Genomic DNA, 12,447 nt, shown 5'->3' on the forward strand with positions numbered 1-12,447 from the left:
GATAATCGGTCACCGGGAACAAAAAGAGAGCGTATTTGTATAGGGTAGAGGTGGTCCTATATGCATCAGCAATGGAGCTTACGCGGCGTATGGCAATGCCTGCCCGATAAAGATAATACATTTGAAAACAGCATAGAGAATAAGATCGTCTACGCATCGAACGAACAATCCTGGCAAGAGATTGCCGTGCCTTCCCACTGGCAGAAGGCCGGTTTTGAACACCACCAGGGTGTGATGTGGTACCGCAGAACGTTCCATGCACCAAAGAAGCAGGACGGTGTCCGTTATTTTCTGCATTTTGCAGGAGTAGATTACTTTTCCGAGGTATGGTTGAACGGTGTATACCTGGGTGCACACGAAGGGGACTTCGATTCATTTGCATTCCCTGTAACCGCTTTCCTGCGGTTTGCGGCAGAAAATGAATTAATTGTAAAAGTGACGTCCGCCATCGATAAAAAGCCCGAGCGCAAAGAGATTGTCAAAGGCGGGCTGTATCACTGGGACTGTCTTCCGGTACGTCAGGAAGGGCTGACGGATTGTCCGGAGGTGCCGTCCGCAGCCAATGCGCAGTACCCGAATCCGCTCATCAATCCGGGCGGCATCTGGCAGGACGTAACGCTGGTGGCAAAGCCTGCGGTCCATCTGGGGCGTGTACGCATTACACCTCATTTGCGGGACAATTATACAAAAGCGAACGTATATTTCGATGTAGAGGTGCACAATGAGACAGGGGATGAGCGAGACATTGAATTGAGAGTGCGGCTTGTCCCCCACAATTTTACGGTAGAAAATACCGTAAGCATGACGCAGACTATGCCTGTGTTTCTGCGTCCGGGTTCGACGAATCAGGCGCTGCGGATGACCGTGCACAATCCCGCCCTCTGGTGGAGCTGGGATTTGGGACATCCGAACCTGTACCGGGCCGTGTTTGAAGTATGGATCGATGGCGAGCCTGTCGATACGGCAGAGGAAGTATTCGGCATCCGTGAGGTCAAACGCGATGAGAAATGGGGCTTCTATCTGAACGGCGAACGACTGTTTATTAAAGGAAACAACTATTTGTCCGACCAGTTTCTCTCGTTGATGACACCCGGCCGTTATGAGCGCGATATTCAGATGATGCTTGACGCGTATATGAACATGACACGTCTGTTTGCGCATGCCGAGAAGCCGGAGTTTTACCGCCTGTGCGATGAGCGGGGTATTATGATTTTTCAGGATTTGCCGTTCCAGTGGGGGTACCGTTCTGACGGCGAATTCATCAACCGGGCGGCGGATGTGACGCGCCGGTATGTGGAGATGCTGTACAATCACCCGTCGGTCGTGCTCTGGTGCTGTCACAGCGAATCCCGTTTCCATGACTACAACAAGCTCGACAATGTCCTGATGGAAACGGTGAAGTCCATGGATGCGACGCGCCCTGTACACAAAGATTCGGTACTGATTGACCGGGGAGACCTTCCGGCATTCTTTGCGACGTGGGAAGAATTCGCGAAATACGTGCCGAACCATCTTAGCGTCAACTGGGTCGGCTGGTACTGGGGCAAGATTGCGGATGCGGAACATTACAACCCGATGTTCGTTACCGAATACGGTACACAGTCGCTGCCCGCTGAAGAATCGCTTAAGGAGTTCCTTGCCGAAGAGCAGCTCTGGCCGCTGGATGTGGAGGCTTGGCGCACGCGCGGCTTCCAGAATAACATCTACGCCAAGATAATGGGCGAATATCCGGCCACGCTGAAAGAGCTGGTGGAGCGTACGCAGGATTATCAGGTACAGTTTTACAAGGAACATACCGAAGCGCTGCGCCGCAAGAAGTACCGCAATGTAAACGGCGTTATGCAGTTCCATTTCGTCAATACATGGCCGGCGATTGACTGGGCGATTATCGACTATTACCGCCGCCCGAAAAAAGCGTACTATGCGGTCGTCCACGCGTTCGCGCCGCTGCAGCTATCGTTTGCCGGACACGTAGAACAGCTTGAGGACACGCTGCGCGTGACGATGGAAGCATGGGTGGTGAACGATTACCGCCGCGAGCTGGAAGGACATGAGATTGCATACCGCCTGCTTGCACCGGACGGTACGGTAGTAGAGGAACGGGCGGTACTGGCGCCGCTCATCGAGCCGGATTCATCCCGCTGTTTCGATCAGGCGGTGCTCGATTTGCCGCTGACGGACGACGTATACAGAATTGAAGGCGAGCTGCGCGATCGGGGAGGCAATGTGGTGGCGCGCAATGCGAAAATTTTGTTCCCGCGCAGCAACGAGGCGGACCTGGAGACGGCCGCCCATGTGGGTGCGGGCCTGTAAGGGAAAGGAGAGACGATGAAGACCGTACTTGCGCTTGGAGAGATGCTGGTTGACTTTGTGCCGGAAAGGAACGGGCAGGCGCTTGAAGATGTCATGTCCTTTAAGAAAGCCCCGGGCGGCGCACCCGCCAATGTGGCCGCCGCCGTCGCGCGGCTTGGCGGGTCGTCCCGCTTTCTCGGGAAAGTCGGAGCGGACCCGTTCGGCGATTTTCTGGTTCGAACACTGGCAGATGCCGGTGTGGATACGCGGGAGATTCGCCGGACAAACGAGGCAAAGACGGGGCTTGCATTCGTGTCGCTGAAAGAGGATGGCGAGCGTGATTTTTTGTTCTATCGCGATCCTTCGGCGGACATGCTGCTGGCAGAAGACGAGATTACGCATGAGGCATTTGAGAACGGAGCGGTGTTTCATTTTGGATCGATTTCATTGATTGCCGATCCGGCGCGGAGTGCAACGGTGAGAGCGGCCCGGTTGGCGCGGGAGAAAGGGCTTATTATCAGTTATGATCCGAATTTGCGCCTGCCGCTGTGGCCGGGCGGCGAAGCGGAAGCGCGCAAGACGATCCGGACGCACGTACCGCTTGCGGATATCGTGAAAGTGAGCGAAGAGGAGCTTACTTTTTTGACCGGTGAGTCTGACGTGGCAGTAGGTTCCGAGTGGTTTTTTGCGCAGGGCGTACGCTTGCTGCTTGTAACGCTGGGCAAAGAGGGCTGTGCATATGTGCGGTCGGGCGGCATGATGAAGCGGGTTGGCGGTTTTTCTGTTCAGGTGGTTGATGCTACCGGCGCAGGTGACGGATTTGTCGGCGGTTTCCTGCATCGTCTGGTTGAAGCCGGTGTGAGACGGGAGACGCTGGCTGCACTGCCGGAAGACGAATTGGCGAGCATGATTCGTTTTGCGAATGCGGTAGGTGCGCTGACGACGACAAAACGCGGAGCGATTTCCGCGCTTCCTACGCTCGATGAGGTGCAGGCGTTTGCAGGAGAATAAGTGAATAGGATGGATGGAGCCATCAGGAGTTTCTTCCCATTGAGGAGGGGCTCCTGATTTTTCTTTTTATAAAAATAAAGCACGTATTTTGGTAATGGACAAGTATTAACTAAAGTTGAACCGATCATAATAAAAGTGGTCAATGAATTGCATTGTCAAATATATTCCATAAGGTGATGGGGATTGATGTTTTGGAAAAAGAGTAGGAGTAAGGCCGAGCATGGGAAAAATGAACCTCGAAATACGGCTCAGGCAGCTGTAACGATAGATGCCCTTAGACATACTGTAGCCAACATGGATGATGCAGAAATCATTGAACGCAACACCAAAAATGATCAAAAGGTTACACTTCTGTACATAAGAACGTTAATCGACCAGGAGCGTTTGAATGAAGCCATTATCGAACCGTTGACCCGCTGTTCTCAAGACACGATTTATGAATGTATTGCGGCCTCCAAAGTATCAAAAATTATCACTTTGGAGGAGGCACAAAAACAACTGATGTTAGGGTCCGTTCTTCTGAATGACTCTTTGCAGAATCAATGGTGGGCCGCTCGTCTCGAAAATCCATTGAGTCGTGCCATCGAAACATCTCAAACGGAAACCATTTTATACGGTCCGAAAGACAGCTTCAGTGAAGAAGTAGAGCAGAATATTACAATGATTCGCAGTCGGATTCCTTTGACCACATTAAAAACGGAGAAATTTACAGTCGGTTCTCTAAGTAAAACAACGGTTGTACTCATGTACATCGAAGGATTGATCAATCCCGAATTTATTTCCATTGCAAGAAATAAACTCTCTACTATTGATTTTGATCTGTTTCTTGATTCGTCCCATATTGCCACTTTCATGGAAGATCATACTCATAGCGTATTTCCACAGTTTCAACAAACCGACCGCCCGGATGTCTGTGCTTTTTCTTTGGGTATCGGTAAACTTACTCTTCTGGTAGATAATACGCCGTTTGCCTTAGTTGCTCCAATGACATTTTTTCATCTTTTCCAATCTCCTGAGGATTACATCCATCGTTGGCTAGTTGCCAGTTTTTTGCGCTGCATTCGATATATAAGCTACTTTCTTTCGATAACAACGGTACCTCTTTATGTAGCGTTAACCACACATCACTATCAGATGATTCCGCTGGAAATTTTTTCTGTTTTATTGGAATCCAGAAGCAAATTGCCCTTAACTCCATTTTGGGAAGCGTTTCTGATGTTGATCACCCTGGAAATTATAAGAGAAGCAAGTCTGCGAATGCCGACAAAATCAGGTCAAACATTAGGCGTGATTGGCGGCATTGTCATTGGGCAAGCTACGGTTGAAGCCGGCTTCGTCAGCAAAGTGTTAATTGTTGTGGTCGGTATTTCCGCCATTGCTTCGTTTTTGGTTCCCAATTATCTGATGACCAAATCAACCACGTTGATTCAATTTGCTTTTCTTATACTTTCGTCTTTTCTGGGAGTTCTGGGAATCGTGTTTGGGATGATAGGACTTCTAGCTCATCTGAATGCACTTACTTCACTGAAACAACCTTATTTTGCACCGGTAGCTCCCTTTTACGGGAAGGATTGGATTGATCTTTTTATTCGAGGTCCCTTACATTGGATGAAAACTCGTCCCGATTATTTACGCCCCCTGCAGAAATGGCGATACAGCCGAAGGAGAAGATAACGTGACAGCATTTTCGTTATATGATAAAACGTCTACCTCTAGCGGTGTGTATGTTATGTTCATGGTGAACCGGCTTCAAATGCTCTACTTTATCCTAATCATGCCCTCGCATTTGGTTCATCCCTACATGATTTGGGGAATTATTGCCATAGGAATTTTATCGCAGATCAATCTAACGATGCTATCAAAATGGTTTGCTTCGGATTATTCAGCAAAAGGTTATCAAGGGTTTGTGCAGCTTTTTGGTGAACGGATGGTTCGTTTTTTTGCTTTTATCGGGCTATTTGTAATTTTAATCAAAATAACCGTAATCGCACTAGGTTATGTGGAAGTTGTTTATCAATTTATATTTCCCTTGATGAATACTAATTGGATGATTCTTTTTATTTTGTTGATTAGCTGGTATGTAGCCGCTCAAGGAATGGAGAAAACGATACGCTTTGTCGTTATTGCATTTTTAAGTACTGTGTGGATTATTTTAGTGTATTTTCCCTTTTTCTTTCCGCCGATTGCTTCTCTATACGATTTATATCCCTTGATACCGGTAGACTGGTCGATGCATTCCTGGAAAGGGTTGCTATTCATTTGGTCATCTTTGTCAGGACCGGAATATTTAATATGCTTGGTTCCTTGGTTAAACTCAAAACAAAAGATGCTGAAATATTTGACAATAGCGAATGCGATGTCTGTCCTTGAATATTTACTTTTGTTTGTTGCATCGTTATTATTTTTTGGTTCCAATTACTTGAGCAAAAGCAAGTTTCCAGTGATTGATATGATCCGATACCTGCAGTCTCCCGTTTTTGATCGAATTGATATTATTTTGATCTCTGTACATATGTTTCATTTCGTGTTTGCCATTTCCATTTTCTTGTTATACTTCTATGGAGCTGTCCGAATTATCGTAGGAAGATTACATGAACAGACCACCCGAATCGGTTTTATGACAAGTTGTATTACGATTTTTATATGTATGATCATTGTAAATGAGTGGTTCTGGAAAGCAGGAGCAGAACCGAACATTTGGGTAGACATTCAGATTTGGTTAGGGGCATTAACTTACTTTTTAGTTCCAGCATTCCTTTTGATTGCCATCAAACGAAAGGGGCATATCTAGGCATGGGGCATATAAAACGGGCTGTGTTATTGGCCATGCTGAGCAGTATCGTGTTGACGACAGGATGTTTCCCAACTATGGAGAACAATATGATCGAAGAAATCGCCCCTGTGATTTTCTGGTCTATCAATGATGGGGGAGAAGGAAAGTTAAAAATCAGCACGTTGGTGCCGCCACTGATTAAAGAAAAAAAGCGTCTTTTCACCCTACGAGTTGACCTGCTGAAGCAGGGGGGAAAGGAATTTAATTTAAAGTATTATCGTGAATTGAAAACCGGACAAACTCGAATTGTGTTAATCAATGAAGAACTTGCTAAAAAAGGAGTCATTTCACTGATTAATACTTTATTGACAGACCCTGCTATTTCCCAACGCCTTTATCTCGTGATTGTGAAAGGGAATTTTGAAGATTACATAAAAAATCAACTGGATAAACAAGAAAAACTTGATTATTTTCTTTATCGCATGTTCAAACACTACGAGAAAAATAATCAAGGTGAAATGAGTGTAGTTAATTTGCATCAATTTAAAAAAAAGTTATACTCCCCATTTTCATATCCGATCATGCCAGTCTTCAAGGTCAGCAATGAAAATTTCACATACGAGGGTACTGCTTTTTTCCGGCATGACAAACTAAAAGCGACCGTCAAAAACATGGACGATCAAATCTTCCAACTCATTGACAACGATCATTACCTTAAACTTTTCCCTATACCAGAATTATCAACAACCATAGGTAATGTTCGTTCCAATGTCCATATGGAATTAGATGGAAAATATTCGTCGATTTCCATCAAAATCGATCTGAACGGCAGACTCGAGGAATACCGAGGGGTTAAAAATATACTCAGAAATGATGAATTAGCTATTCTCAATAAAGAGATCGAATCTTATTTGGAAAAACAAACAACAAAGTTACTAAAAAAAATGCAAGAGTGGAAAGTGGATCCTCTGCAATTAGGAAAATTCTCACTTACCCCCTTTACGAAGCCAATCAGTGAAAAAGAATGGTTAAATTACTGGAAGAAAATGGAGATTAACGTCGATTATCAGCTTCATATTAAACCTTTGACGAATGTGAGCAGATAAACAAAACCACCATAGCTTTTTAGCAGTAACCCCGACATGAAAATAAAGGGAAGGACGGCTGACTTTTGTGGTATAAAGGAAAAGAGGGAAGAGAATGAAGGAATGATTTCAATGGGAAAAAAGGCGAACGCCTTTTTCTACCCTGGATCTTCTTTCCTCTTCGCCTCTTTCTTTACTCCTGATTTTCACCACTAAAACATAGTCGGGGAGGTATGTATGCTAGTAAACATTCATGGATTTTCCTCTTCAGGCGACAATACCAAGCATGCGTTTTTACGCAGCGTATTTCCCGGGGAAATGATCCTATCGCCCGATTTGCCCGTTGAACCGAGGGCTGCGATTCGGGAGTTGGAAAGCATTGTCGAAAAATATAAAGGGGAGCCGATTTTACTGGTCGGATCCAGCCTGGGCGGCTTCTATGCCTACTATCTTTCTGCCAAATACGGCTGCCATGCCGTGCTGCTGAATCCTTCGCTTATGCCGTTCGCGTCGTTGATGGACTGCCTGGGTGATAACGTCAATTACAATACCGGCGAACCTTTCGTGTTTACAGAAGAGCACATTAAGCAATTACGCGACATGTTTCCGGAAGTATATCTGGAAGGCGACCACGGGCTGCTGCATGCTTTCGTATGCGAGGACGATGAGCGGCTGGACCATACGCAGACGAAGAAAATGCTGGTTGGCTGCGGAACGTTCGTATCGTTTGCTAAAGGCGGTCACCAGTTTGCGGATTTGGAACGGATTCAGGGAGAGATACGTCGCATTTATTTTGAACTCGTTAAAAAAGAGAGGGATCATAGGCAGGATGGAGTGGAAGGTTAATCCGAAGCACACGCTCTATAGTATTGAGATGTACTTGCCTGAAACAGTGAAAATTACGGTGGGCAGGCTGGGCACCTTTATATTTTCTGCAGGCATATACATCTATGTCGGGAGCGCCAAGCGCAATATCGAGGCAAGGATTAATCGGCACATCCGAAAAGAGAAGCCGCTGCGCTGGCATCTGGATTATCTGCGTCCTTATGCGGAGATTACGGAAGTGTGTACGTACTCTGGGAAAGAAGGGGAGTGCGGTCTATTTGCGCGCCTGCTGGAGGAGAAGCAGGGTGCTATTCCGGTGCGCGGATTCGGCTCGTCAGACTGCCGGTGTCCGGCGCACCTGTTTTATTGTTGAAAGGGCTGGTTTCGCCGTGTGGTATAATAACAATAAATGCAACGGCACGGGGGAATGAACGGTGAAAATTCCTGACGAATCCAAAACCTACACATATAAGGATTGGCTGGTATGGGAAGGCAGATGGGAACTGATTCATGGCAAAGCATACAATATGACTCCTGCTCCCTCTTCAGAACATCAATTTATTGTTGGGGAGCTCTTCTTTGCTTTACGGAATTTCTTTAAAAATATAGATTGCCGTGTATTTGTATCGCCATTTGACGTGTTCTTTAGCGAAAACGGAAACTATGAGCATCCGGACCATGTCGTACAGCCGGACATTTCAGTCATCTGTGATGAGAAGCAAATTACAAAGAAAGGGTGCTACGGTGCACCGACATTAGTGGTGGAGGTATTGTCACCCTCAACCGCTCTGAAGGATTACAACGAAAAATTCGCTGTATATCAGCAGTTTGGTGTTAAAGAATACTGGATTGTAGATCCGGTGAACAAAATGATTCATGTTCACGGCTTGAGTGATGGCTATTTTACTAAAAGGACAACGTACGGAGAAAAGGACGAGCTAAAGTCATTCGTATTTGAGGATGTAATGATTGATATAAGAACGATATTCAAGATTGAGCGATAGGCCGGCTCTCTTTATAAAGAATACGAACAGAAGGGCCACCAACTTTGCGGAAACCACTCTAACATCGCTACAAAGGAGGAAAAATGAAAAGCGAGAGTGGCTGGATAAGGAAGGTGTGTTTGTAGCAGACGGCGATTGGCGGGCGCATAAGACGGGTGAGACATTGACGAGTATATGACTATACGTAAGCTCGGGGGCCGTGTACATGTATTTCCCTAAAGGATCTGCCTCTTCCCCTGTATCTTTATGAGTGGCTACTGCTTTTAACTTCTTATTCTGAAGTTCTTCTTTCTTCCCCCAAAAATGCCAAAGCCAAGGTGAATAGCCCGACCCACTGTGCATGGTCCAAAGTGCGGCGAAGCAGCGGAGCGTGTGCGGGCTATAACAACGGGGAAAGCAGGCGTGCTCCTTGATCGAGAATGCGCTGTGAACGGGAGCGCCGAAGCAAATCTTCCATGCGCAACGGTACGGAATCAGTGAGATCGCGCTCGAATTGTTCCGTGAGTTCCCGCGCCACGTCGGCACTGTACAAGACTTCGCACACCTCGTAATCCAGGCGAAAACTTCTCATATCATAGTTTGCGGCGCCTACTTCGGCAATCTCCCCATCGATGATCATCAGCTTCGCGTGCAACACACCTTTGTTGTACAGGTAGATATGGACCCCGGCTTCCAACAGTTCTCCATAGTAAGTACGGCTTGCAGCGCCCACGATCACGGTTGAGAGATCCACTTGGCGAGGAACCAGCAATCTTACACGCACACCGCGCGCCACGGCTGTCTTTATCGCCATGATGATATCTGCATCGGGTACAAAGTAGGGGGTGGTGATGTCAATGGTCTGGGCCGCTTGTGTCACGCAAATAAAGTACGCCTGCCGGATGACTTGAGTAGGGATTCCAGGATTACCTTCCAACGTTTGCACATACGCTTTCTGCAACGCCTCTGTGCTCGGGACGGTGTCAACGTCGTTGCCATTTATGGTACCCAACTCAGCGCCCCATTCTGTGGACCATCCGGAAAGAGCGGTCCTGCCGGATGGAGCAATGTTCTGCGATATATGCCTTGGACCCTGAATAGGCTTTCGCGTACCCTCAACTTTTGTGTTCCAGCGTGTCCTCGTCTTCCTCCGTTCCGGCGAAGCGATGTTCCAATGGGCGTCGAAGACAGCCTGCAAATCAACTGCAGCTTCACCTACGATTCGCACATGGGTGTCGCGCCAGAACCCTACGTTCGGTTTTAATCCCGTATACTCATACCCGACGTTAATACCACCTGTAAAAGCTTCCTTTCCGTCGATCACGACGATCTTACAATGATCCCGGTAATTCCAATTGGACAATACCCAAGGGAAGCGCATGGGAAAAACCGTACGGCATTCAATCCCTGCATCCATCATCCGAATGATCTGAGTCCGCGGAAATTTCCGGCTCCCCCAACCGTCTCTCACAAAGCGGATCCGCACACCGGCCGCGGCCCGTTCGATCAGCAGATCCGTGATACGTCTGCCAATTTGGTCATCCCGGTATATGAAATATTCCAGATCAATCGTTTTTTGGGCGTTCTGTAGGGATTCGATGAGTTTTTCATATGTTTCAATGCCGTTCGTAAGTACTTGAACTCGGCCAGCCCGAAGGCCATGCACGGTCAAATGCCGTAAAGCATGAGCGATGACGGAGGCTGAGCGGCTGAATGAATTAGGCAACGTGTCCGACTCATTATGCGGAGACGTCAGTCTTTCTCGACGGATACGCACGGGATTTGATGTGCTGAGATAGAGTCCGAAACCGATGACAGGTAAAATGAGGCAGATGGTTAGCCAATTCAAAGCCTTGGCCGGCCGGCGTACCTCGCGGATCGCTACGATTAACATAAAGAACGTATTGAATAGATACAGCCAAAGAATCCACACCAACTGAAATTCCTCCTTGTTTATCCTATAACATATGCAAACTGTGACGTGCGTATACGCTTGGAATTTCGAATGATACGCTCGGGGAGTAAAGTTCAAATTTTCATTGGAGGCGGGTGTGCTAAGCTTGATTCTGATTCGGGCTATGTAAGGCTCCCTCCTATTCCGATGAATCATCTTATGCATACAAATAGGCGTTACTTTTGAAAATCTTAAATGAAAGTGGAGGCTTAAAATGCATTACGGCAAATATGGTGTCTTGTAGGAATATTTCTACGAAGGGAGTTAATAATACCCATATAAATATATTTTTTTGGATGGGTTATATGGAAGCGATAATTCATAACACGGCACAAAAAATCAAGAGCTATCAAGATCGTTTCCCTTACATTTGATGCTTATCCGGCGGTAGAAAGGGGGAATACGTTTGTATCTCCATTTAACGATTGAACTTTTATTGGGCTTTATTGGCCTGTTCATCATTACCAAGATGTTAGGAAAAACACAATTCAGTCAGGTAACCCCGTTTGATTTTATTTCTGCTATTTTTTTAGGAGAGATCTTAGGAAATGCACTGTATGACGAAAAGGCAACAGTCCTAACGATGCTGTACTCTTTATTTTTGTGGGGAGTGCTCATGTTTACCATGAAAATTTTAGGGCAGAAGTCTTTGAAAATAAGAAGTTTGATCGACGGGAGTCCATCTGTCGTAATTCGAAATGGAAGGATCATTCGAAAAGAATTAAAAAAGAACAGGATTAATATCCACGATTTGATGTATATGTTACGGCTAGCTAATGTTTTTTCGGTGCGTGAAGTAGAATATGCCATATTGGAATCAAACGGGAATATCAGCGTTCTTAAAAAATCGAACTATGAAACCGTAAAGCAACAAGATTTGAATCTAACACCAAAACCGGTATATTTGCCAACAACTTTGATAACTGACGGGGAAATTATTTGGGACAATCTTAAAGCTGTAGGTTTTGATAAAAAATGGTTGGAGCTGCAGATACAGTCTCATGGGATAAATCAAGTGAAAGACATTTTATATGCTGAATGGAAGGAAAACGAGGGGATTTATATAGTGCCCTATTCTTAATCCCCTTAACCACTCAGACTATTGCACAGATCAAAATAAACGATATTTAATGACGAGGAGTTTCATTAGGTCCTTAATTTTAAGGATTTTTTTCGTATTACGACGGGAATCGATAGTTCAAAAGAAGATGTGCAAGATCGACAAGCACGGATGTATCATGGGTCTTTTCAAAACAAATCATATCCAGTGTAAAATCTGGAAAAAATGATAATGTAAGACGTTTTGAAGAAGAAATTTAATTCATCATTCCAGATGAAAGAGGGTATGGATTATGGGGAGTTGTGCCGAACCATTACCATTAATATCGTCGACTTTCGTTATTTAGCTGATACAACCAGATATCATCTGATTTTTCAGTTATATAATGTTTTCTAAGCGTTTCTTTGACAAACAGCTTCGCCAGTGCTTTTAACGTAAAGAGCAAAAATAAGATAAGTTAATAA

The 12,447-nt window shown here is 45.8% G+C and carries 11 protein-coding genes; 10 read left to right on the plus strand and 1 reads right to left on the minus strand.

All coding sequences use genetic code 11. The features are described from left to right. Positions 1-60: 60 nt before the first annotated feature. The 8 genes from ADA01nite_RS04850 to ADA01nite_RS04885 all read left to right on the plus strand — a co-directional run bounded on the left by ADA01nite_RS04850 (position 61) and on the right by ADA01nite_RS04885 (position 8,990). Entirely contained in the window at positions 61-2,313 is a 2,253-nt protein-coding gene (locus ADA01nite_RS04850) for a glycoside hydrolase family 2 protein (protein ID WP_146808815.1), read from the plus strand. 15 nt (positions 2,314-2,328) lie between these two features. Further along, the gene (locus ADA01nite_RS04855; protein ID WP_146808817.1) at positions 2,329-3,303 is read left to right on the plus strand and encodes a PfkB family carbohydrate kinase; all 975 of its coding nucleotides are present in this window, start codon (positions 2,329-2,331) and stop codon (positions 3,301-3,303) included. Positions 3,304-3,489: 186 nt separating this feature from the next. Continuing rightward, on the plus strand, positions 3,490-4,977 hold the full coding sequence (locus ADA01nite_RS04860; protein WP_146808819.1) for a spore germination protein: 1,488 nt from the start codon (positions 3,490-3,492) through the stop codon (positions 4,975-4,977). Position 4,978: 1 nt separating this feature from the next. Next, positions 4,979-6,094, plus strand: a complete 1,116-nt coding sequence (locus ADA01nite_RS04865) for a GerAB/ArcD/ProY family transporter (protein ID WP_146808821.1) — start codon at positions 4,979-4,981, stop codon at positions 6,092-6,094. A 2-nt stretch (positions 6,095-6,096) separates the two neighbouring features. Beyond that, positions 6,097-7,182, plus strand: a complete 1,086-nt coding sequence (locus ADA01nite_RS04870) for a Ger(x)C family spore germination protein (RefSeq protein WP_146808823.1) — start codon at positions 6,097-6,099, stop codon at positions 7,180-7,182. Between the two features lie 216 nt (positions 7,183-7,398). Beyond that, the gene (locus ADA01nite_RS04875) at positions 7,399-8,007 is read left to right on the plus strand and encodes a YqiA/YcfP family alpha/beta fold hydrolase (RefSeq protein ID WP_146808825.1); all 609 of its coding nucleotides are present in this window, start codon (positions 7,399-7,401) and stop codon (positions 8,005-8,007) included. Then, positions 7,991-8,359 carry a GIY-YIG nuclease family protein gene (locus tag ADA01nite_RS04880; RefSeq protein ID WP_146808828.1) on the plus strand — a complete coding sequence of 123 codons (369 nt, stop codon included), beginning with the start codon at positions 7,991-7,993 and terminating at the stop codon, positions 8,357-8,359. Before ADA01nite_RS04875 ends, ADA01nite_RS04880 begins: the two co-directional genes overlap by 17 nt. A 61-nt stretch (positions 8,360-8,420) precedes the next feature. Next, positions 8,421-8,990 (plus strand): Uma2 family endonuclease, encoded by a 570-nt coding sequence (locus ADA01nite_RS04885; RefSeq protein ID WP_146808830.1) that lies wholly within the window; start codon positions 8,421-8,423, stop codon positions 8,988-8,990. 379 nt (positions 8,991-9,369) lie between these two features. Here the strand turns inward: ADA01nite_RS04885 and ADA01nite_RS04890 are convergent, their stop codons facing one another. Then, complete coding sequence (locus tag ADA01nite_RS04890) at positions 9,370-10,905, minus strand: phospholipase D-like domain-containing protein (RefSeq protein WP_146808831.1); 1,536 nt, start codon at positions 10,903-10,905, stop codon at positions 9,370-9,372. A gap of 424 nt (positions 10,906-11,329) precedes the next feature. Between ADA01nite_RS04890 and ADA01nite_RS04895 the strand changes: the two genes are divergently transcribed. Further along, positions 11,330-12,004: a DUF421 domain-containing protein gene (locus ADA01nite_RS04895; RefSeq protein WP_246147220.1), complete on the plus strand. Its 675-nt coding sequence runs from the start codon at positions 11,330-11,332 to the stop codon at positions 12,002-12,004. Positions 12,005-12,256: 252 nt separating this feature from the next. After that, positions 12,257-12,379, plus strand: coding sequence for a hypothetical protein (locus tag ADA01nite_RS04900; protein ID WP_281285981.1), 123 nt, complete (start codon positions 12,257-12,259; stop codon positions 12,377-12,379). Positions 12,380-12,447 lie beyond the last annotated feature (68 nt).

The sequence above is a fragment of the Aneurinibacillus danicus genome, from assembly GCF_007991215.1.
GTDB classification, from domain to species: Bacteria; Bacillota; Bacilli; order Aneurinibacillales; family Aneurinibacillaceae; genus Aneurinibacillus; species Aneurinibacillus danicus.

Excerpts from the sequence above, each read along its gene's own strand:
- ADA01nite_RS04850 (WP_146808815.1), top strand. The coding sequence starts at position 61 with ATGCATCAGCAATGGAGCTTACGCGGCGTATGGCAATGCCTGCCCGAT.
- ADA01nite_RS04855 (WP_146808817.1), top strand. The coding sequence starts at position 2,329 with ATGAAGACCGTACTTGCGCTTGGAGAGATGCTGGTTGACTTTGTGCCG.
- ADA01nite_RS04860 (WP_146808819.1), top strand. The coding sequence starts at position 3,490 with ATGTTTTGGAAAAAGAGTAGGAGTAAGGCCGAGCATGGGAAAAATGAA.
- ADA01nite_RS04870 (WP_146808823.1), top strand. The coding sequence starts at position 6,097 with ATGGGGCATATAAAACGGGCTGTGTTATTGGCCATGCTGAGCAGTATC.
- ADA01nite_RS04875 (WP_146808825.1), top strand. The coding sequence starts at position 7,399 with ATGCTAGTAAACATTCATGGATTTTCCTCTTCAGGCGACAATACCAAG.
- ADA01nite_RS04880 (WP_146808828.1), top strand. The coding sequence starts at position 7,991 with ATGGAGTGGAAGGTTAATCCGAAGCACACGCTCTATAGTATTGAGATG.
- ADA01nite_RS04900 (WP_281285981.1), top strand. The coding sequence starts at position 12,257 with ATGAAAGAGGGTATGGATTATGGGGAGTTGTGCCGAACCATTACCATT.